The organism is Burkholderia sp. LAS2 (assembly GCF_018417615.1).
Classification (GTDB): Bacteria; Pseudomonadota; Gammaproteobacteria; order Burkholderiales; family Burkholderiaceae; genus Burkholderia; species Burkholderia sola.
Genome location: NZ_CP071052.1, coordinates 1,543,096 through 1,562,565, shown reverse-complemented (window position 1 = coordinate 1,562,565; position 19,470 = coordinate 1,543,096). Strand labels below are relative to the sequence as shown.

Below are 19,470 nucleotides of genomic sequence, written 5' to 3'. Positions count from 1 at the left end.
CGAGTAACTGTGAATGCGGCGGACGCGTCATGCGCCCCGTACGACGATCGCGTGCACGCGGTACGGGCCGTGTGCGCCCAGAATGATCGTTTGCTCGATGTCGCCCGTGCGCGACGGGCCCGACACGAAATTGACCGCGCGCGGCAGCTCGCCGCGCTCCGCGCGAATCAGCGCGAACGCGTCTTCATGACCGGCGACGATGCGCGACGCCGGCACGATCGCGATGTGGGTTTCCGGCAAAAGACCGGCCGATGCGTAAGTGTCGGGACCGGACAGCAGCACCAGCGACCCCGTTTCGGCGGTCGCGCAGAAGCAGCCGGTCAGGCCGACGAGATCGCCGTCGCGCGGCTTGCGGCACTCGACCGACAGGCCGGCGCCGGCCCAGTCGAAATCGGCCAGCGTGCGCCATGCGACGGCCTGCGTCGGCAGACCCTGAGCGGCAAGATAGCGGGCGGCAGCAGCAGGCACGTCGGCCAGCGTCGCGACTTCGTCGACCGTGGTCGACAGGCGCCCCGCTTCGTCGACGAAAGCAGCGACGAGGTCGGCCGGCGCCGGCGGGCGCGGGCCCTGCGGATGCCGCGCGAGATAGTCGGCGACGCCGTCGCGCTCCGCTGCATCGGGTTCGGCCGCGCGCCCCTGCGCCGCGCGAATGCGCGCGAGGATCTGGCGACGGGCGGCGGAAGTGTCCATGAACGGTCCTCGTGACGTTGGCGTGCAATACGTCGGATTATACCGGCCACCCCTGCCGCGACACACCTTCGGCCGAACGGCCAACGCCTACTTCGACGCGTCTTCCTCGACCGGCTGCGCGATGCCGAACACCTGGCGCAGGTACGCGAGATAGGCCTTGTCGTCGCACATGCTCTTGCCCGGCGAATCCGACAGCTTCGCGACCGGCTGGCCGTTGCAGCGAACCATCTTGATCACGATCTGCAGCGGCACGTAGCCGAGATCGTTGGTGAGGTTGGTGCCGACGCCGAACGCGAGCTTGCAGCGGCCGCGGAACCGTTCGTACAGCTGCATGACCTTCGGGATGTCGAGCGCGTCCGAGAACACGAGCACCTTGGTGCGCGGGTCGCAGCGGTTCGCCTCGTAGTGGCGCAGCATCCGCTCGCCCCAGTCGAACGGATCGCCCGAATCGTGGCGCGCACCGTCGAACAGCTTGCAGAAATACATGTCGAAGTCGTTCAGGAACGCGTCCATCCCGTAGACGTCCGACAGCGCGATCCCGAGGTCGCCGCGATATTCCTTCGCCCACATCTCGAAGCCGTAGATCTGCGAATCGCGCAGTCGCGGGCCGAGCGCCTGGCACGCCTGCAGGTATTCGTGCGCCATCGTGCCGAGCGGCGTGATGTCGTGCTTCATCGCGTACAGCACGTTGCTCGTGCCCGCGAACTGCGGGCCGAGCCCGTCGCGCAGCGTGAGCGCGACTTCCTCGTGCCAGACCTTCGAGAAGCGCCGGCGCGTGCCGTAGTCGGCGATCTTGCAGTCGGCGAATTCGGGCTTCGCGCCGAGCAGCTTGATCTTCTCGCGCAGCCGCTCGCGCCCTTCGCGATAGTCGGGCTCGCGCTGCGTGTTGCGGAAATAGACTTCGTTGACGATCGCGAGCACCGGGATCTCGAACAGGATCGTGTGCAGCCACGGCCCCTCGATCACGACGTCGATCTCGCCGTTGCCCTTCGGCGACGGCGTGATCGAGATGTACTTCTCGTTCAGGTGGAACAACGCGAGGAAGTCGACGAAGTCGCTCTTGATGAAGCGCATCCGCCGCAGGTAGTCGAGTTCGACGTCGGAAAAGCGCAGCGAGCACAGGCCGCGCACCTCGTCGCGAATCTCGTCGATGTACGGCACGAGATCGACGCCGGGCGTGCGGCAGCGGAACCGGTATTCGACGTTTGCAGCGGGAAAGTGATGCAGGACGACCTGCATCATCGTGAACTTGTAGAGATCCGTGTCCAGCAGCGAAGTGATGATCATGATGACGGCAGCGCCAATATCGTGACAGGGCACCGGCGCACCGCGCGCCGCCCGGTCTGTCGGCCATGTTACCCGAATGCGGGCCCGACCATCGTGAAACCGGCCGCCGCCTTGCCGTATCGTGCCGGTGCCTGGCGTACGGGTATCCGTGTCGCGCGCCCCATAAACTAATCACGAAACGATATAAGCCGGATAGCCGACCTCGTCATGCGGGTTTGGCGCTTCAGTTACAATGCCGCTTTTGGCGCAAACGCCACCCCATATACCGCCAAGCAGGAGCGTTTTAATGACTCACGTTGTGACCGAAGGCTGCATCAAGTGCAAATACACGGATTGCGTGGATGTGTGCCCGGTGGATTGCTTCCGTGAAGGTCCCAACTTTCTCGCCATCGATCCGGACGAGTGCATCGACTGCGCCGTGTGCGTCGCCGAATGCCCGACCAATGCGATCTATGCCGAAGAAGACGTTCCGGGCGACCAGCAGCAGTTCACCGAGCTGAACGCCGAGCTGGCGAAGAACTGGCCGTCGATCACGAAGACCAAGCCGGCGCCGGCCGACGCGGACGAATGGAAGGACGTGCAGGACAAGCTGCACCTGCTCGAGCGCTGATCGCACGGCGGCGACCGCAAAAAATTTCATGCGTCGCGGCTTCGAAGTGTTGACAGGTTAGCGAACACTCCATACAATCTCGTTTCTCTGCTGTTGCTTGTTTGTTCCCCGATAGCTCAGTCGGTAGAGCGCCGGACTGTTAATCCGTAGGTCCCTGGTTCGAGCCCAGGTCGGGGAGCCAAAAACGCAAAAGCCCGTTGAAAGTGGACGGGTTTTTTGTTGGAAAACATAGCACGCAGATGTACCGATTTATTCCCCGATAGCTCAGTCGGTAGAGCGCCGGACTGTTAATCCGTAGGTCCCTGGTTCGAGCCCAGGTCGGGGAGCCAAATAGCGAAAGGCCCGTCATTCGACGGGCCTTTTGTTTTTCCGGCCCCCTTGTCCGCCTTCCTGCGTTGCGTGACCCGGTCATGCGCATGCTAGAGTCTCTGTCCCGCATCCGCATCCGGTTCCGTCGATGAAGCATCGCCTCCTCCGTTTCGCCCCCGCCGCCCTCCTGCTCTCCGCCGTCGCCGCCGCACCGCTCGCGCACGCGGAGGAAGTCGGCAGCGTCAACACCCATTTCCGCGTCACGGGTTCCGATCGCGTGGTCGTCGAGGCCTATGACGATCCGGTCGTGAACGGCGTGACCTGCTACGTGTCGCGCGCGCGCACCGGCGGGATCAAGGGCACGCTCGGCGTCGCCGAGGATCCGAGCGAAGCGTCGATCGCGTGCCGGCAGGTCGGCCCGATCAGCTTCAAGGAACCGCTCAAGCAGCAGGCCGACGTATTCAGCGAACGCATGTCGTTCATCTTCAAGACGCTGCACGTCGTGCGCGTGGTCGACAAGAAACGCAACACGATCGTCTATCTGACCTACAGCGACCGCATCGTCAGCGGCAGCCCGAAGAACGCCGTCACCGCGGTGCCGATGCCGGCCGGCACGACGATTCCGGTCAAGTAAGCCCGCACCCGCCGGGGGCGCGAGCGATACACTGTCGGTTCGACCGCTCCCGCGCCCGATCATGTCCGCCACCCGCCTTCCCGATTCCGCACGCTACTGGCGCACGCCGCTCGTGCCGGACGCGGACCTGCTCACGGCCACCTATCGCGATCACGCGTTCGCGCCCCACTGGCACGATGCGTACACGATCCCCGTGATTCTCGAAGGCGCGGAACGCTTCACCTATCGCGGCAACGGCTATGTCGCCGAAACGGGCACCGTGCCCGTGATCAATCCCGGCGAAGTGCATACGGGGTCGCGTGCCGCCGACGAGGGCTGGTGCTATCGCGTCAGTTACATGCCGGTGGAATTCATCCGCGAACTCGCGAGTGCAGTCGCGGGCCGCCCGCAGGATCCGCCATGGTTCGCCCCCGGCGTGATCCGCGACGCCGATCTGGCGGCCCGGCTCACGCTCGCGCATCGGATGCTGGAAGCCGGCAGCGAGCGCGCGCTGTCGTCGCATGCGGCCGACGGTCCGGCTACCGACGCGCCGCGCGTCTACGATCCGCTCGCCGCCGAAACCGCGATGCTCGACGGGCTGTCGACGCTGATCGTGCGCCATGCCGACGTGCGGCCGCAACCGGCGCCGCTCGCGGCCGACGAACCGCGCGTCGACGCGATGCGCGAGCGGCTCGCCGCCGATCTGACGTCCGCGGTGACGCTCGACGACGTCGCGCAGGCGGTCGGCCTGTCGCCGTTCCACGCCGCGCGTCTGTTCACGCGTACGACCGGCATGCCGCCGCATGCGTGGCGCAACCAGCTGCGGCTGCAGCGCGCGCTGGCACCGTTACGCGCGGGCGTGCCGGTCGCCGATGTCGCCGCGGCCAGCGGCTTCGTCGACCAGAGCCACTTCACGCGGCATTTCAAACGGATGTTCGGCGTGCCGCCCGGGCGCTGGCAGGCAAGCTGACGCACGGCTTCCCGCCGTCGTCGGTCGGACCGCACCGCGCAGCGACCCGCCGCGCCGGCCGACACTCGGGCACCGACCCCGCTCCCGCGAGCGCAAGAACATACAAGCCGGCCCGCCACCGGCCCGCTATCCTCCAGCTCATGGAGGAGCGCTACTTGAACGAGACACCCGCCTCACCCCCGCGCCGCCCGCTCAACGAATGGCTCGATGGCGCGCGCGACACGATTCCGATGATGATCGGCGCCGCGCCGTTCGGCGTGATTTTCGGCACGCTCGTCGGCAGCGGCCCGCTTGCCGCCTGGCATGGCGCGCTGATGTCGCTCGCCGTGTTCGCGGGGTCCGCGCAGTTCATCGCGCTCGGCCTGATCGCCGGCAGCGCGAGCTTCGCCGTCGTGCTCGCCACGACGCTGATCGTGAACCTGCGCCACCTGCTGTACAGCGCGACGCTCGCGCCCTATGTCGCACACCTGCCGCTGCGCTGGCGCGCGACGCTCGGCGCGTTGATGACCGACGAAGTGTTCGCGGTCGCCTACGGGCACTACCGGCACTACCCGCCCGGCACGATCGGCCCCCACTACTTTTTCGGCTCCGGGCTCGCGATGTACCTGAACTGGCAGGTCTGGACGCTCGCGGGCATCGGCTTCGGCACGGCGTTCCCGGGCCTGCAGTCGCTCGGCCTCGACTTCGCGATGGCGGCGACCTTCATCGCGATCGTCGTCCCGCAGCTCGGCACGCTGCGCTACTTCGCGGCGGCCGCGACGGCCGGCACGCTCGCGTACTTCTGGCAGGGCTGGCCGTACAAGCTCGGGCTGCTCGGCGCGGTCGCCGCCGGCGTCGCGATCGGCGTCGTGCTCACGCTGCGGCACGACCGCACGCGGGCCCGCTCTCGCCCGGAGGCCGCATCGTGAACTACGCGCTGTTGATCCTCGGGATGGCCGTCATCACGTATGCGATCCGCTCGACGCTGTTCCTGTTCGGCGAGCGGCTGACGTTCCCGCCGCTCGTGCGGACCGCGCTCGGCTTCGTGCCGGTCACCGTGCTGACCGCGATCATCGTGCCGATGACCGTCTCGCCGCACGGCGGCACGGCCGAGCTGACGTGGCGCAATCCGCAGCTCGTCGGCGCGCTCGCGGCCGTGCTCGTGTCGGCCGCGACCCGCCGGCCGCTCGTCACCATCGCGGCCGGGCTCGCGGTGTTCTTCCTGTGGCAAGGGGTCGTCATCCCGCACTGGCCGCCTGCCTGAGCGCACGCTCCATCGCGCGCGCTCAAGTTTCCGCGCGGCCCGCCGATATAGGAGAGGAAGACCCGCCACCGGCCCCGGCGCGCATCGGTCAGTCGACGCGGCGCCCGCTCCGGTGCGCCGCGCCGGCGCCGGCTTGCACGGGCCGTCATCGAGATGATTCATGGGCCAGATCACCCTTTCCCTCAAGGACGACACGCTCGAGTCCCTGCGCAAGGACTACGACGCGTTCGTGCGCGTATCGCTGAAACTCGACCCGCAATTCGCGACGCCGTCGTTCGAGGATTTCCTGCGCGCCAAGCTGCTCGACAACATGGTGCCGCTGACCGAGCACGCCGTGCAGCGGATGCTGCAGGGCGGCCAGTACGCATGGGCCAAGCGCACGCTCGACAAGGAATTTCCGGACGTCGTCGCGATCCTGATGCGGCAGGCCGGCGAATTCGGCTTCGGCTTCGCGTCGCGCTCCGAATGGACGCCCGACGAGCTCGCGAAGGCATGCCGCGACTGGGCGAAGGCGATCGTCGCCGAAGCACAGGGCGACGCGTCGCTGATCGACCCGCTCGCGTCGCAGATCAAGGCGGCGGCGCAGGACATCCAGACGCTCGAGGAACTGATGCAGACGCCCGCGTGGCGGCTCGCGGAATCGCTGCGGCAGCGGATCTACGAGGCCAAGCTCGCATGCGAGATGAGCGTCGGCAGCACCGCGCGCGACAAGCTCGGCGAACTGCGCGGGCTGCTGCGGCTCGGGCTCGCGCACGGCTCGTTCCAGAAGCAGGAAGCGCAGCAGATCATGGAATACCTGCGGCTGCTGAAGCCGGAGATCTTCGTCGAGGAACCGTACGACGTCTTCGCGCGCCTCGCCGCGTGGCTGCGCAGCGTATTCACGCCGGCTGCGGTGCGGCCGGCCCAGGGCCAGGGGCAAGGCCAGCGCCGGCCGTAAGTACGCGTCCCGCTTATTACCCCACGAAAACGGCCCGATTCGCGCAAAGCGAACCGGGCCGCCGGACGATCGCCCGTCGCGACGCGCCGTCCGAAAACACGCGTCGCGACGGCGCCGGACACTGCTTACTGCGTGGCGCCCTGGGCCGATGCGCCGCCCTGCGCGCCGACCGAGGCGCCGCCTTCGGTCGCGTCGTCGGCCTTCTTCTTGGCCGAGCCCGCATGGCTCTTGGCCGACTTCGCCGCATGCTTCGTGTGCTTCTTGGTCGAATGGACGGCCGACGACGTCGTATCCTTCGCGCCATCGGCTGCCGCGCCGACCGCATCGGTCGCGCCGCCCGTCGCATTGCCCGACGCGTTCGCGCCGGCACCACCCTGCACGCCTGCGCCGACACCTGCCGCCGGAGCCTGCGTCTGTACGCCGGCACCCGCCGCGCCTTGCGCCGTCGTGCCCGTCTGGGCGAATGCGGCCGAAGTGGCGAACGCCGTCAGCGCGGCACCGATCAGCATCGTACGAATCTTGGACATGGCAATTCTCCTCAAGAAGTTGTGCGCCCGGTCCGCAGCGATGCGGACCGTCGCGTTCCCGCCGCAACACGCAGCAGGTACGACAGAAGACCCGCGGCCCACGCGGCCGGTTCGCGAATCTCTCAGACTGTTACCCACCGTTTCATTTGCTGACGAATCGCTCACAGTCCTTTACAACGTGCGGCGGCGGCCCGCGCTCGCGTGCCGGCCCGCGGTGCCGTATGATGCGGAGCGTTTCCTCCCGCGCACCGCGCACCTTCCTCGTCATGCCCAATCTGGATTTCACGCTGACCGGCGAATACGTCGAGCTGCACAACCTTCTCAAGATCACCGGCCTCGCGGACAGCGGCGGCACCGCGAAGCTGATCGTCGCGTCCGGCGCGGTGAAAGTCGACGGCGCGGTCGAGCTGCGCAAGACCTGCAAAATCCGCGCGGGCCAGGTCGTACTGCTCGGCGACACGCGCATCGCGGTACGCGAGGCATAGCACCCGTTCACGCTGATAACGGGCTTGCGCAGGCCCTGGCCGTTCCCCTGCCCGCGACATGGCCATCGGCGCACGCGTTCGACACGGTACGAATAAAGCCGTAAGCTAGCCGTCTCTCAAAATAACGACATACAGCGCGGGCCCGCATCCGCGCGAGCGCCCATTCCATGTCGCATTCCGGTCTCACGCGGACGGCCGCCGCGCCGCCGTCCCTGTCCAGTCATGCCGCCGATACCGCGCGCCTCGCCGCACCGCTCGCGATCGCGCAACTGTCCCAGATGGCGATGAGCGTCACCGACACGGTGCTGCTCGGCTCGCTCGGCCCCGATTCGCTCGCGGCGGGCGGGCTCGGCGCGAACTTCTTCTTCGTGATCGTGACGATCCTGCAAGGCGTGCTGTCGTCGGTCAGCGTGAGCGTCGCGCACGCGCGCGGCGCGCAGGCCGAGGATCGCGTGCCGCACATCTACTGGACGGGCTTCGCGCTGTCCGTGCTGCTCGCGATTCCGGCGATCGTCGCGCTGTCGCTGGCCGAACCGATCCTGCTGATGTTCCACGAGCCGCCGCTGCTCGCGCATCACGTCGGCGAATACACGGGCATCCTGCGCTTCGCGGCGCTCGGCAGCCTGATCGGCGTCGGGCTGATGCGCGCGTTCCTGCCAGCGATCGGTGCCGCGCGGCGGCTGTTGTGGGTATCGATCGGCGGCGTCGGCGTCAACGGCGTGCTGAACTACGGGCTGATCCACGGCGCATTCGGACTGCCGCGCCTCGGCTTTCTCGGCTCGGCCGTCGCGACGACGATCACGATCTGGCTCACCGCGCTCGCGCTGATCTGGCTGCTGCACGGCCGGCAGCGCTTTCGCCATTTCGTGACCGCCGCGCGCCCGAAGCTGCCCGTGATGGGCGAACTGATCGGCATCGGCTGGCCGGTCGCGATCACGTACGGCGTCGAATCGACGCTGTTCCTCGCCACCGGCCTCACCGTCGGCGTGCTGGGCGCGACGTCGCTCGCCGCGCACCAGATCGCGCTGAACGTCGCGTCGGTGTCGTTCATGGTGCCGCTCGCGATCGGCCAGGCGGCCAACGTGCGCGTCGGTTACTGGATCGGCGCGGGTTCGCCCGTCGCCGCGCGGCACGCGGGCTTCGTCGCGCTCGCGCTCGGCGTCGGCTTCATGTCGCTGTCCGGCCTCGTGATGATCGTCGCGCCGCATACGATCGTCGGCCTGTACCTGCACCTCGACGACCCGGCCAACGCGGCCACGGTGTCGCTCGCCGCGTCGCTGCTCGGCATCGCCGCGGTGTTCCAGATCGTCGACGGGATGCAGACCGTCGGGTCCGGTGCGCTGCGCGGCCTGAAGGACACGCGCATCCCGATGCTCGCCGCGACCCTCGGCTACTGGGGCATCGGCTTCCCGACCGGCTACTGGTTCGCCTTCCACGCGGGCCTGGGCGCGCGCGGCCTGTGGTGGGGGCTCGCGGCGGGCCTCGCGAGCGTCGCCGTGCTGATGGCATGGCGCTTCCACCGCAAGACCGCGTCGCTGATCGCGGCGGCGCGCTAGCGCCGGTTTGCGCGCGTCACGCGCCGTGGGCACGACACGACGCGAAATCGCGGCCGGCGCTATGCTTGTCGGCTGAACCGCTCGAGACGCCGCGCCAGCGGCGCGACTGCCTCACGATACGTCTGATTACGCCTGACGCCGCGCGACGACGCGCGGCCTTTCCCCTTTCCAGGAGGAGTGCATCATGAATGAAGCAGTTCGGATGGAACGCGACACGTTCGGCGAGATCGCCGTGCCGGCCGACCGGCTCTGGGGCGCGCAGACCGAGCGCTCGCTGCAGAATTTCCGGATCTCGACGGAGAAGCAGTCGCCCGAGCTGATCCACGCGCTCGCGATCGTCAAGCGGGCCGCGGCGGCCGTCAACCAGTCGCTCGGCGTGCTCGCCGACGACAAGGCGCACGCGATCATCGAAGCCGCCGACGAGATCATCGCCGGCAAGCATCCGCGCGAATTCCCGCTCGCGGTGTGGCAGACGGGCTCCGGCACGCAGACCAACATGAACCTCAACGAGGTGATCGCGAACCGCGCGAGCGAGCTGCTGGGCGGCGAGCGCGGCGAAGCGCGCAAGGTTCATCCGAACGACGACGTGAATCGCGGCCAGTCGTCGAACGACGTGTTCCCGACCGCGATGCACATCGCGGCCGCGTATGCGATCGTCAACCACCTGCTGCCGGCGCTGCGCACGCTGCGCGCGACGCTCGACGCGAAGTCGAAGGCGTTCGCCGACATCGTGAAGATCGGCCGCACGCACCTGCAGGACGCGACGCCACTCACGCTCGGCCAGGAGTTCTCCGGCTATGTCGCGCAGCTCGACCAGGGCATCCGTCACGTCGAATCGGCACTGCCGCACCTGTACGAACTCGCGCTCGGCGGCACCGCGGTCGGCACCGGGCTGAATGCGCATCCGGAATTCGCGGTGCGCGTGGCCGACGAGATCGGCCGGCTCGCGAAGCTGCCGTTCGTGACGGCGCCGAGCAAGTTCGAGGTGATGGCGGCCGCCGACGCGCTGGTCTTCGCGCACGGCGCGCTGAAGACGGTCGCGGCGAGCCTGATGAAGATCGCGAACGACGTGCGCTGGCTCGCGAGCGGGCCGCGCTGCGGGCTCGGTGAGCTGTCGATCCCGGAAAACGAGCCGGGCAGCTCGATCATGCCGGGCAAGGTGAACCCGACGCAGTCGGAAGCCGTGACGATGCTGTGCTGCCAGGTGTTCGGCAACGACGTCGCGGTCAACGTCGGCGGCGCGAGCGGCAATTTCGAGCTGAACGTGTTTCGGCCGATGATCGCGCACAACGTGCTGCAGTCGGTGCGGCTGCTCGCCGACGGCGCGCAGAGCTTCAACGATCACTGCGCGGTGGGCATCGAGCCGAACCGCTCGCGCATCGACCTGTTGTTGAACGAATCGCTGATGCTCGTGACGGCGCTCAATCCGCACATCGGCTACGACAAGTCCGCGCAGATCGCGAAGAAGGCGCACAAGGAAGGCACGACGCTGAAGGCGGCCGCGCTCGCGCTCGGCTACCTGACCGAGGCGGAATTCGATGCATGGGTACGCCCCGAGCAGATGATCGGGACGCGGTAACGGCAGGACGACGGGCGCGGCGCGTCGAGCGCGGCGCCCGCGGCACTCAGACGGTGCCCTTCGCGACCTCTTCCGGCTTCATCTCGACGATCTTGTCGAGCGCGGCCCGCACGTCGGCCGCATATTTGGCGAGCACCTTCTGCTCGTCGGTTTCGGGCACGAACGGCGGCACCGGCACCGGGTTGCCGTTCTCGTCGACCGCGACGAACACGACGAGGCAATCGGTCGTCTGGCGCAGCACGCCGCCCTTCGGATCGCCGGCGTGCACCGACACGTGAATGTGCATGCTGGTACGGCCCGTCGCGACGACGCGCGCCTTCAGCTCGACCAGATTGCCGACCAGGATCGGACGCTGGAAACGGATGTTGCCGACGCTGACCGTCACGCAATAGCGGCTCGACCAGACGGCCGCGCACGCATACGCGACCTCGTCGATCCATTTCATCAGCGCGCCGCCATGCACCTTGCCGCCGAAGTTCACGGACGAAGGCTCGGCAAGGAAGCGGAATACGGTTTCGGTGCGGTCGAGAGCGGCCGGCACGGGGGACGGTTGGGGCATTGTTGTGGCTCCAGGCGGCAGGGGCGCTGTAATCGGGCCATTATACGTTGCACTGCGGCAATGCGTCGCGGCAAGCCCCGCCTAGCGGGGCTGCGGCGGCCATGCCGGCTCGCGCGCCGACCGGCGTCGGTCAGCGGCGCACCGTGATGCCCTGGTCGATCGTCCCGTACATCTCGATACTGCCGCTGCGCTCGCCGGTCGCGCCCGCACCGCCGGACGCACAGGCCGCGCACACGAGCGCGGCCGCCAACACACAGAAAATCGTCTTCATCGTTGCATCGCGTCACATGCGGCGGCCCGCTGCCGCCGCGTCCGGCCATTCTACGCGTGCCCTGCAACGGGCCGCGGTCCGGTCCCCGCCAGCGCGCCACCGCCGTATCCGACATTTCATCCGGAAACGAAACATCGAATGCGCGCGCGGACTACACTGCCCTCCAACCCGCTCGACGAGACACGACGATGACCGATCAAGACGACCACCATTTTCCGGGCCTGAGCCGCATCGGCGCACTGATCGCCGATCCCGGCCGCGCCGCGATGCTGTGGGTGCTGATGGACGGCAGCGCGCGACCGGCCGGCGAACTGACGATGATCGCGGGGCTGTCGCCGTCCGCGGCCAGCGCGCACCTCGCGCGCCTGACCGAGGGCGGGCTGCTGGCCCTCGACGTGCGCGGCCGGCATCGCTACTACCGCATTGCGTCGGCCGACATCGCGGCGTCGCTCGAAGCGCTGGCGAACGTCGCCCGCGCGGCCGCGCCGCATCGCCCGGTTCCGCCGCCGTCGCGCACGGTCCCGGCCGAACTGCGCTATGCACGCACCTGCTACGACCACATGGCCGGCGAGCTCGCGGTGCGCATCTTCGACGGCCTCACCGCGCGCGGCTGGCTATTCGCCAACGGCGACGCGATCGACACCACCGAGCGCGGCACGCAGGCGCTCTCGCAATGGGGCATCGACGTCGCGCAGCAGCGCGCGCGCCGGCGCCGCTTCGCGTGCGGCTGTCTCGACTGGAGCGAGCGGCGTTCGCATCTCGGCGGCGCGCTCGGCGCGGCGCTGCTCGACAGCTTCTGCGCACACGGCTGGATCGAGCGCGCGGCTCGACCGCGCGTGCTGCGCGTCACGGTGCCCGGGCAGCAGGTTTTCGACGCGTGGCTTACGTCTGCTTGACGCCGGCATTGCAGCTGCACGACAACGGCGCGCGATGGACAGGTTTTGTTACACCGCGTGCCATTCGACTTACAAAACACCGTGCCTTGAAACAGGCCAAGCGGATATCGTGAACGGGACGGCACGAATCGACGCGCCGCGATCACAACGATGACGCTCACCATGGCCTCCCTGTTCGCGCTCAAGCGCACCGCCCGCTACACGCTGCTCGCATTCGCCGCACTGGCGGCGCTGCCGCCCGCCTTCGCGCAATCTGCCGATGCGCCGCCGGCTGCAGCCGCGGCACGGCAACCCGGCGGCGATCCGCCCGGCCGCGTCGCGCGGCTCAATTACCTGTCGGGCGCCGTGACGACCGAACCGGCCGGCACCGATACCTGGTCGTATGCGGCGGTGAACCGGCCGCTGACGACCGGCGACCAGCTGTGGAACGATGCCGGCGCGCGCTCGGAACTGCACATCGGCTCGACCGCGGTGCGGCTCGGCGAATCGACGAGCCTGTCGGTGCTGAACCTCGACGACACGACGACGCAGTTGAAAGTGGGCCTCGGCACCGTCTCGACGCACGTGCGCGGTCTGCCGGCCGGCGGATCGTACGAAATCGACACGCCGAACCTCGCGCTCGGCATCACGGGCCCCGGCGACTATCGCGTCGATGTCGCGCCGAACGGCGCGAGCACGACGGTGACGGTGCGCAGCGGCAGCGCGACCGTCTACGGCAGCAACGGGCAGTATCCGCTGTCGCCCGGGCAGCAGGTCGTATTCACCGGCACCGACCTGCAGGTCGCGCAGCAATCGGCCGCACCGGGCCCCGACGCGCTCGACCAGTGGGCCGCCAGCCGCGACGCGGCCGAAGCGCGCTCGGTGTCGGCCCGCTACGTGTCCCGCGACATGCCCGGCTACCAGGATCTCGACGCGAACGGCACGTGGCGCGAAACCCCGAATTACGGCGCGGTATGGGTGCCGAACGACACGCCGGCCGACTGGGCGCCGTATCACGACGGCCACTGGATCTGGCAGGCGCCGTGGGGCTGGACCTGGGTCGACGACGCGCCGTGGGGCTTCGCGCCCTATCACTACGGCCGCTGGGCGTACCTGGACGACAGCTGGGCCTGGGTGCCGGGGCCAATGGTCGTCAGCCAGCCGCCCGTCTATGCGCCGGCGCTCGTCGCGTTCGTCGGCGGCGGGGGCGGCGGCGGTTCCGACTGGAGCGTCGCGCTCACGGTCGGCGGCGTTGCCGCGGCCGGCTGCGCGTGGTTCGCGCTCGGTCCGGGCGAACCGTGGCATCCGGGCTGGGGCGGCTGGAGCCCGCACTACTACGACCGCGTCAACCGCAACATCGTGGTGAACAACGTCAACGTGAACAAGACCGTGAACGTGACGAACATCACCAATATCACCAACATCAACAAGACGTACGTGAACTTCCGCGCGCCGCATGCGATCACGGCCGTGCCGGCCGCCGCGTTCGTGCACGGCCAGCCGGTCGCGCACTTCTCGCAACACGTCGATCCGCAGCAATGGCGCAACGCGCACGTCACGCCGGGCACGCCCGGCATCGCGCCGGTCCGCCAGAGCTTCACCGGCGGGCTGCGCACTGCCAGCTACCGTCCGCCGGCGGCGATCGCGCAACACCCGTACGTCGCGACGCGCAATCCTGCCGTGCCGCCCGCGTATCGCGACCAGGCCGCCGCCCACCTCGCGCAGCAAGGCGGGCGCGTACCGGGCGCCGGCGCGCCGGTCGTGAAGACGAATGTGCCGGCCGACTACGCGGCGCGTCCGGTCCGCGTTCCGGGCAAGCCGGGCGGCGGCGCCTGGGCGATGCACAACGTGCAGCTCGTGAACCCGCACGGCCCCGTCGTGCAGCCGGGCCGCGCGCCGCGTGAAGGCCAGCCGGCCGCCGAGCAGGCGGGCCGGCCGGGCGTACCGACGCCGGGCATGCCGAACGGCGCCCGGCCGAACGGCGAAAACCCCAACGCACCGCGTTTCACCAATGGCGGCCCGCCGCAGGCGCCCGGCAACCCGATCCCGCATCAGGCGTTCGCGCCCGGCAACGGCGTTCCGCATCCGCCGGGCGCGAACAACGCTCCGTCGGGCATCGGCAATGCACGTGCAGCCGGCGCACCGTCGTCGCCCGCGTGGATGCAGCCGTACACGCCGATGGAGCGTCAGCGCGCCGCGCCGCCTACTGCGCTGCACGCGGCAGGACAGAATGCGCTGCCGCCCGTGCGCAGCGCGGCGGTACCGCATCCGGACGGCGTGCCGACACCGCAGGGTGTGCAACCCGGCGGCCGGAACGAAACGCCGCGCGCGCAGCAGCAACCGCAACCGCAACCGCAGTCGGACCATGTCGCGCAGATTCCGCAACCGCGTCCGCGCCCCGATCTCCCGACGCCGGCCCGCCAAGCGCAGCCGCAGCCCGAACGGGCCGCCCCCGCGCCGCAACCGCGCCAGGACTTCGCGCAACCGGCGCCCCATCGCGAAGTCGCGCCGCCGCGCGTGAACGAGTACCGCCCGCCGGCGCCCGCCGTGCATGACATGCCGCGCCCGCAGCCGCAGGCGCCGCGCATGGAGCCGCGACCTCAACCCCAGCCGGCGCCCCGGATGGAACCGCGCCCGTCGATGCCCGCGCCCCGGATGGAGCCACGGCCACAGCCGGCGCCGCACGTCGAGGCGCCGCGTCCGGGCAATCCGCCGCCGCAGGGCGGCCACGAGGAGCGGCATCGTCAGTAGGTGCAGCAAACATGAAACAAAAAGGCTCGACCGGTATCAGCCGGTCGAGCCTTTTTGCAGGTGCGAATCGATGAAGCCGCGCGGCCCCGGCCGCGCGATCAGACCGCCATCGGCGCGGTCAGCGGCTCATGATGCCGGTAGCCGACGAGCGAGAAATCGGACGGCTCGACCTGCTCCAGCCATTCGGGCGCATAGACGCCCGTCTTCGCGTACTCGGGCACGCGCTCGGCAATCTCGAGCCGCGGGCTTTCGTACGGCTCGCGCGTGAGCTGCTGCTGCAGCATGTCGAGCTGGTTCTCGTAGATGTGCGCGTCGCCGATGAAATACGTGAACCAGCGCGGCGTATAGCCCGTCAGCCGGCCGACGAGCGACAGCAGCGCGGCCCCCTCCGTCAGGTTGAACGGCGTGCCGAGGCCGACGTCGTTGCTGCGGATGTACAGGCACAGCGAGATCTCGCGCTTCGTCGCGTTCGGCAGGAACTGGTACAGCAGATGGCACGCGGGCAACGCGATCTGGTCGAGCACGGCCGGATTCCACGCGTGAAACAGGATGCGACGATCGGACGGGTTCTCCATGATCGTGTCCAGGCACTGGCGCAGCTGGTCGATCGCCTTGTACAGCAGCACCTTCGGCGCGCCGTCTTCGTCGAAACGCGTGACGATCCGGAAGCCGCGGCGCGTCGCGTCGGCGATCTGCGCGTCAGCGTTCGCGTCGAGCACCTTGTAACCCGGCCACTCACGCCATTGCACGCCGTATACGTCGCCGAGATCGTCCACGCCCCGGCGATACGGGTTCGCGAGCCACTGCGCGTTCTCGTTCGCGTTCGCATCCCACACCTTGCAGCCGAGCGCGCGAAAATCGGCCGCGCTGCGCGACGCGCGCAGGAACCCGACCAGTTCACCGATCGCGGACTTGAACGCGAGCTTCTTGGTCGTCACGGCCGGGAAGCCTTGCTGCAGGTCGAAGCGCAGCATCGCGCCCGGCATGCTGATGGTGCGGATGCCCGTGCGGTTCTCCTGCCAGGCGCCGGTATCGAGAATGGTACGAACGAGATCGAGATACTGTTTCATGCGGGTTCCTTCGGCCGCGAGGGGCGGCCGTACCCGCCAATTTTAGCAAGCGTGGCGCGGAAGCTCCGGCAACGACGCCGAAAACCCTGCCAGCGTGTCGCCGCGATCGCGCATGCCGTGCGCGCACATCAGCCGGTAGAGCGTGACGCGCGACACGCCGAGCTCACGCGCGGCATCGGCAAAACGGCCGCGATGGCGCAGCAGCGCCTGCTCGATCGCCTGCCGTTCGGCCGCCTCGCGCGCCTCCAGCAGCGACACCGGCGCGAGCGTCGCATAGTCGTTCAGCTCGAGATCGGCCGCGGTGATCATCCGGCCTTCGGACATCACGATCGCGCGCCGCACGCGGTTGATCAGCTCGCGCACGTTGCCCGGCCACGAATAGCCGTACAGCGACGCGACCGCGTCCGGGGAAAAGCCGCGCAGGCGGCGATGCGCGTCGCCCTTGAAGCGCTCGAGCATGTGGCGCGCGAGCACCTCGATGTCCTTGCCGCGCGCGCGCAGCGGCGGCTCCTCGATCTTCAGCACGCACAGCCGGTGAAACAGGTCCTCGCGAAAGCGCCCTTCGCGCAGCGCCGTTTCCATGTCCACGTGCGTCGCGCAGATCACGCGGACATCGACCGGCATCGACACGTGCGCGCCGAGCCGCTCGATCTTGCCTTCCTGCAGGAAGCGCAGCAGGCTCGCCTGGCTTTCGAGCGGCAGGTCGCCGATCTCGTCGAGAAACAGCGTGCCGCCGTTGGCGGCCTCGACGCGGCCGATCTTGCGCTGGTTCGCGCCGGTGAACGCGCCGCGTTCATAGCCGAACAGTTCCGCCTGCAGCAGCGTCGACGGGATCGCGCCGCAATTGATCGCGATGAACGGCGCCTGCGCGCGCGACGAACGCTCGTGAATCGCGACCGCCGTCAGTTCCTTGCCCGTGCCCGATTCGCCGGAGATGAACACCGGGGCGTCGGTCGCCGCGACCCGGCGAATCGTCCTGAAGAGCCCGAGCATCGCATCGCAGGTGCCGACCATCTCGCCTTCGCTGCGCCCGGCGCCGACGGGCGGCGCAACGGGATCGGTCAATGCGACCATGCCGTGCGCATGGCCGACGGTCTCGACGATCCGCCCGGTTTCGTACGGCATCGTCACGTAGTCGAAGCAATAGTCGCGGATGAGATGCCGCAGTGTCGCGTCCTGCAACTGGCCGCGTCGCGTCGCCGCGATCCAGCCGATGTGCTGGATGCTCAGGCAGGCTTCGAGTTCGCGCAGGTCCGACGGCTTGAAGCCCGGCGAGAAATCGAGCAGGCCGGCGGTTGCCACGCCGTGCTGCACGACGCGCCGTACGTCGCGCACGGTCTCGGCGAGATCGACGCGCCAGCCGCGTTCGTCGAAATGGCCGCGCAATGCGTCGTTCGGTTCGCGCGAATAGTAGATCACGTGCCGCTGATCGGCTCCCATATCCTCACCCCGTTCATCAACCGTCTAACGATTGCCGCACACGTCAGATCGTGTGCAAAAGGATCGAATCGGGTCAGCCAGAGGTGGCTCGATTCGCCATGCCGATGCGCGGCAACGACAAAGCCTCGCATGATGGCGCTTATCTCGCGTCCAATAATTTTTGACAAGACAGCTTGGTTATAGGCGCTGAATACGACAAACCCGTTTCAGCGCCGATGGCGATGCGGCCAAATCGCTCAGGAGGTCGATGCAGATCAATCCTCTGCACATAGTGGATGCGCAGAAAGGGCTTCGTCACCAACACACGCGCCGATTTTCATCCTTCGAGCGTATCGGTTGAATCAGCAATATTCCCGAGCCCCCTCGTTTCAGGCCTGAAACATTTTCAGGCGTTTTCGGCCGTCATTCGCAATGCTCGGGCACGAATCGCAATGGCGGCAACGGTCCCGGTACGGTGGCATGTATTTCGCTGAATACGGAAACGACCGGAGACAGTCGCCATGCGAAAACTTTTTTTACTTTCCTTCGTGCCGATGACGCTCGTGCTGTCGGCCGCCGGCCCGCCTGCACCGGCCTGCGCGGACGAAGGCATGCAGCCGCAGCGCGCGATCCTGCTTGCCGACAACACGCCGGGCAGGCAACACGACAACGCGTTCGGCATCGTGACCGTGTCGGCGCCGCAACCGCTGCCGGCACGCCAGGCCTCCGTGACGCTGTGGGACGAGATTCCACCGCCGCCCCATTTGCCGCTGCCGCTGCCGGCGCCGCAACCGGGCGATATCCGGCATGCGATGGAAGGCAACGCGCGAGCCAATACGCATCCCTGATCATTCGACGCGTCGAATCGATCAGGATTGCGTATTGAATCGACGATCCGGTCGGAAGGAATGCCATCGGGTAGAGCCGGTATCGCCGATCTCGCGGCACAAAAAGTTTTTGTGCTCCGTCCCCCGGCGGGCACTCTTTTTATTCGGACGGCCGCCGCGGCGCGGGGCATCACGCGTCGCGGCGCACGATGCAAGAAACGCGGATACCCGCGCCGGCAGGCGGAATCCGGCACGCGCCGCCGTTCCGGTAAAATCGGCCCCATTCCGTCTTCCCTCTTCCCCGACCTTCATGACGACGTTGACCCTGATCGTCGCGCGCGCCCGCAACGGCATCATCGGCCGCGACAACCAGTTGCCCTGGAAACTTCCCGAGGATCTCGCGTTCTTCAAGCGCACGACGATGGGCGCGCCGATCGTGATGGGCCGCAAGACCCACGAATCGATCGGCCGGCCGCTGCCCGGCCGCCGCAACATCGTCGTCACGCGCGACGCCGCGCGCCGTTTCGAAGGCTGCGACACGGTCACGTCGCTCGCCGATGCACTGGCGCTCGCCGCGCACGACGGCGTGCCCGAGGCGTTCCTGATCGGCGGCGCGCAACTCTACGCGGAAGGTCTCACGCTCGCCGACAAGCTGATCGTCACCGAGATCGATGCCGATTTCGACGGCGACGCGTCGTTCCCGGCGCCCGACGCCGCGCACTGGCAGGAAGTCTCGCGCGACGCGCATCGGGCCGCCGCGCCGAACACGTTCGGCTATGCGTTCGTCGTCTACACGCGCAAGCGCGGCTGACGTCTTCTTCCGCACGATGAAAAAAGCCCGACCGGCTCACATACGCCGGTCGGGCTTTTTCGTTTCCTGGCGGCCTGCGCC

20 protein-coding genes and 2 tRNA genes are annotated in these 19,470 nt (G+C 68.3%); 15 read left to right on the top strand and 7 right to left on the bottom strand.

Annotated features, from left to right (window positions below):
* Positions 1-27: 27 nt before the first annotated feature.
* Positions 28-690 carry a LutC/YkgG family protein gene (locus JYG37_RS07345; protein ID WP_050011491.1) on the bottom strand — a complete coding sequence of 221 codons (663 nt, stop codon included), beginning with the start codon at positions 688-690 and terminating at the stop codon, positions 28-30.
* A gap of 87 nt (positions 691-777) precedes the next feature.
* Positions 778-1,977, bottom strand: a complete 1,200-nt coding sequence (gene pncB / locus JYG37_RS07340) for a nicotinate phosphoribosyltransferase (RefSeq protein ID WP_050011492.1) — start codon at positions 1,975-1,977, stop codon at positions 778-780.
* Positions 1,978-2,263: 286 nt separating this feature from the next.
* Here pncB and fdxA point away from each other — a divergent pair, with 286 nt between their 5' ends.
* The 8 genes from fdxA (at position 2,264) to JYG37_RS07300 (ending at position 6,659) form a co-directional block, all read left to right on the top strand.
* Positions 2,264-2,587: a ferredoxin FdxA gene (gene fdxA, locus JYG37_RS07335; RefSeq protein WP_011544919.1), complete on the top strand. Its 324-nt coding sequence runs from the start codon at positions 2,264-2,266 to the stop codon at positions 2,585-2,587.
* Between the two features lie 105 nt (positions 2,588-2,692).
* Positions 2,693-2,768 (top strand) — tRNA-Asn (locus tag JYG37_RS07330).
* A 72-nt stretch (positions 2,769-2,840) separates the two neighbouring features.
* Positions 2,841-2,916, top strand: a tRNA-Asn gene (locus JYG37_RS07325).
* 128 nt (positions 2,917-3,044) lie between these two features.
* Positions 3,045-3,530 (top strand): CreA family protein, encoded by a 486-nt coding sequence (locus tag JYG37_RS07320; protein WP_050011493.1) that lies wholly within the window; start codon positions 3,045-3,047, stop codon positions 3,528-3,530.
* 61 nt (positions 3,531-3,591) lie between these two features.
* Positions 3,592-4,479 (top strand): AraC family transcriptional regulator, encoded by an 888-nt coding sequence (locus tag JYG37_RS07315; RefSeq protein ID WP_050011494.1) that lies wholly within the window; start codon positions 3,592-3,594, stop codon positions 4,477-4,479.
* Between the two features lie 140 nt (positions 4,480-4,619).
* Complete coding sequence (locus JYG37_RS07310; protein ID WP_050011495.1) at positions 4,620-5,387, top strand: AzlC family ABC transporter permease; 768 nt, start codon at positions 4,620-4,622, stop codon at positions 5,385-5,387.
* Positions 5,384-5,722, top strand: coding sequence for an AzlD domain-containing protein (locus tag JYG37_RS07305; RefSeq protein ID WP_050011496.1), 339 nt, complete (start codon positions 5,384-5,386; stop codon positions 5,720-5,722). The genes JYG37_RS07310 and JYG37_RS07305 overlap by 4 nt, the downstream gene beginning before the upstream one ends.
* A gap of 160 nt (positions 5,723-5,882) precedes the next feature.
* A complete protein-coding gene (locus tag JYG37_RS07300) occupies positions 5,883-6,659 on the top strand; it encodes a DUF4088 family protein (protein WP_050011497.1) in 777 nt (258 codons plus the stop codon).
* 125 nt (positions 6,660-6,784) lie between these two features.
* Here the strand turns inward: JYG37_RS07300 and JYG37_RS07295 are convergent, their stop codons facing one another.
* Entirely contained in the window at positions 6,785-7,186 is a 402-nt protein-coding gene (locus tag JYG37_RS07295; RefSeq protein ID WP_050011498.1) for a hypothetical protein, read from the bottom strand.
* A gap of 266 nt (positions 7,187-7,452) precedes the next feature.
* On the opposite strand from JYG37_RS07295, the gene JYG37_RS07290 reads away from it, so the two are divergent.
* The 3 genes from JYG37_RS07290 (at position 7,453) to fumC (ending at position 10,806) form a co-directional block, all read left to right on the top strand.
* Positions 7,453-7,671 carry an RNA-binding S4 domain-containing protein gene (locus JYG37_RS07290; protein WP_006486208.1) on the top strand — a complete coding sequence of 73 codons (219 nt, stop codon included), beginning with the start codon at positions 7,453-7,455 and terminating at the stop codon, positions 7,669-7,671.
* 167 nt (positions 7,672-7,838) lie between these two features.
* Positions 7,839-9,227, top strand: coding sequence for a multidrug efflux MATE transporter NorM (gene norM, locus JYG37_RS07285; RefSeq protein ID WP_124557539.1), 1,389 nt, complete (start codon positions 7,839-7,841; stop codon positions 9,225-9,227).
* A 184-nt stretch (positions 9,228-9,411) separates the two neighbouring features.
* Positions 9,412-10,806 (top strand): class II fumarate hydratase, encoded by a 1,395-nt coding sequence (fumC, locus tag JYG37_RS07280; protein ID WP_011544913.1) that lies wholly within the window; start codon positions 9,412-9,414, stop codon positions 10,804-10,806.
* Positions 10,807-10,852: 46 nt separating this feature from the next.
* On the opposite strand, the gene JYG37_RS07275 is transcribed toward fumC, so the two are convergent.
* Together JYG37_RS07275 and JYG37_RS07270 are read right to left on the bottom strand one after the other, a co-directional pair.
* Positions 10,853-11,365: an acyl-CoA thioesterase gene (locus JYG37_RS07275; protein ID WP_027811985.1), complete on the bottom strand. Its 513-nt coding sequence runs from the start codon at positions 11,363-11,365 to the stop codon at positions 10,853-10,855.
* Positions 11,366-11,495: 130 nt separating this feature from the next.
* Positions 11,496-11,636, bottom strand: coding sequence for a hypothetical protein (locus JYG37_RS07270; protein ID WP_162838111.1), 141 nt, complete (start codon positions 11,634-11,636; stop codon positions 11,496-11,498).
* 188 nt (positions 11,637-11,824) lie between these two features.
* Between JYG37_RS07270 and JYG37_RS07265 the strand changes: the two genes are divergently transcribed.
* The gene (locus JYG37_RS07265) at positions 11,825-12,532 is read left to right on the top strand and encodes an ArsR/SmtB family transcription factor (protein ID WP_050011501.1); all 708 of its coding nucleotides are present in this window, start codon (positions 11,825-11,827) and stop codon (positions 12,530-12,532) included.
* Positions 12,533-12,682: 150 nt separating this feature from the next.
* Positions 12,683-15,262 carry a DUF6600 domain-containing protein gene (locus JYG37_RS07260; RefSeq protein WP_249746032.1) on the top strand — a complete coding sequence of 860 codons (2,580 nt, stop codon included), beginning with the start codon at positions 12,683-12,685 and terminating at the stop codon, positions 15,260-15,262.
* Positions 15,263-15,360: 98 nt separating this feature from the next.
* Here the strand turns inward: JYG37_RS07260 and JYG37_RS07255 are convergent, their stop codons facing one another.
* Together JYG37_RS07255 and JYG37_RS07250 are read right to left on the bottom strand one after the other, a co-directional pair.
* Positions 15,361-16,332 (bottom strand): thymidylate synthase, encoded by a 972-nt coding sequence (locus tag JYG37_RS07255; RefSeq protein ID WP_050011504.1) that lies wholly within the window; start codon positions 16,330-16,332, stop codon positions 15,361-15,363.
* 42 nt (positions 16,333-16,374) lie between these two features.
* Positions 16,375-17,772 carry a sigma-54 dependent transcriptional regulator gene (locus JYG37_RS07250; protein ID WP_050011505.1) on the bottom strand — a complete coding sequence of 466 codons (1,398 nt, stop codon included), beginning with the start codon at positions 17,770-17,772 and terminating at the stop codon, positions 16,375-16,377.
* A gap of 500 nt (positions 17,773-18,272) precedes the next feature.
* Here JYG37_RS07250 and JYG37_RS07245 point away from each other — a divergent pair, with 500 nt between their 5' ends.
* Together JYG37_RS07245 and JYG37_RS07240 are read left to right on the top strand one after the other, a co-directional pair.
* The gene (locus JYG37_RS07245; RefSeq protein WP_050011506.1) at positions 18,273-18,599 is read left to right on the top strand and encodes a hypothetical protein; all 327 of its coding nucleotides are present in this window, start codon (positions 18,273-18,275) and stop codon (positions 18,597-18,599) included.
* A 289-nt stretch (positions 18,600-18,888) separates the two neighbouring features.
* Entirely contained in the window at positions 18,889-19,389 is a 501-nt protein-coding gene (locus JYG37_RS07240; RefSeq protein ID WP_050011507.1) for a dihydrofolate reductase, read from the top strand.
* Positions 19,390-19,470 lie beyond the last annotated feature (81 nt).

Coding starts and splice junctions, on each gene's coding strand:
- JYG37_RS07345 (WP_050011491.1), bottom strand. CDS start 690: ATGGACACTTCCGCCGCCCGTCGCCAGATCCTCGCGCGCATTCGCGCG.
- pncB (WP_050011492.1), bottom strand. CDS start 1,977: ATGATCATCACTTCGCTGCTGGACACGGATCTCTACAAGTTCACGATG.
- fdxA (WP_011544919.1), top strand. CDS start 2,264: ATGACTCACGTTGTGACCGAAGGCTGCATCAAGTGCAAATACACGGAT.
- JYG37_RS07320 (WP_050011493.1), top strand. CDS start 3,045: ATGAAGCATCGCCTCCTCCGTTTCGCCCCCGCCGCCCTCCTGCTCTCC.
- JYG37_RS07315 (WP_050011494.1), top strand. CDS start 3,592: ATGTCCGCCACCCGCCTTCCCGATTCCGCACGCTACTGGCGCACGCCG.
- JYG37_RS07310 (WP_050011495.1), top strand. CDS start 4,620: ATGGAGGAGCGCTACTTGAACGAGACACCCGCCTCACCCCCGCGCCGC.
- JYG37_RS07300 (WP_050011497.1), top strand. CDS start 5,883: ATGGGCCAGATCACCCTTTCCCTCAAGGACGACACGCTCGAGTCCCTG.
- JYG37_RS07295 (WP_050011498.1), bottom strand. CDS start 7,186: ATGTCCAAGATTCGTACGATGCTGATCGGTGCCGCGCTGACGGCGTTC.
- JYG37_RS07290 (WP_006486208.1), top strand. CDS start 7,453: ATGCCCAATCTGGATTTCACGCTGACCGGCGAATACGTCGAGCTGCAC.
- norM (WP_124557539.1), top strand. CDS start 7,839: ATGTCGCATTCCGGTCTCACGCGGACGGCCGCCGCGCCGCCGTCCCTG.
- fumC (WP_011544913.1), top strand. CDS start 9,412: ATGAATGAAGCAGTTCGGATGGAACGCGACACGTTCGGCGAGATCGCC.
- JYG37_RS07275 (WP_027811985.1), bottom strand. CDS start 11,365: ATGCCCCAACCGTCCCCCGTGCCGGCCGCTCTCGACCGCACCGAAACC.
- JYG37_RS07270 (WP_162838111.1), bottom strand. CDS start 11,636: ATGAAGACGATTTTCTGTGTGTTGGCGGCCGCGCTCGTGTGCGCGGCC.
- JYG37_RS07265 (WP_050011501.1), top strand. CDS start 11,825: ATGACCGATCAAGACGACCACCATTTTCCGGGCCTGAGCCGCATCGGC.
- JYG37_RS07260 (WP_249746032.1), top strand. CDS start 12,683: ATGACGCTCACCATGGCCTCCCTGTTCGCGCTCAAGCGCACCGCCCGC.
- JYG37_RS07255 (WP_050011504.1), bottom strand. CDS start 16,332: ATGAAACAGTATCTCGATCTCGTTCGTACCATTCTCGATACCGGCGCC.
- JYG37_RS07250 (WP_050011505.1), bottom strand. CDS start 17,772: ATGGGAGCCGATCAGCGGCACGTGATCTACTATTCGCGCGAACCGAAC.
- JYG37_RS07245 (WP_050011506.1), top strand. CDS start 18,273: ATGCGAAAACTTTTTTTACTTTCCTTCGTGCCGATGACGCTCGTGCTG.
- JYG37_RS07240 (WP_050011507.1), top strand. CDS start 18,889: ATGACGACGTTGACCCTGATCGTCGCGCGCGCCCGCAACGGCATCATC.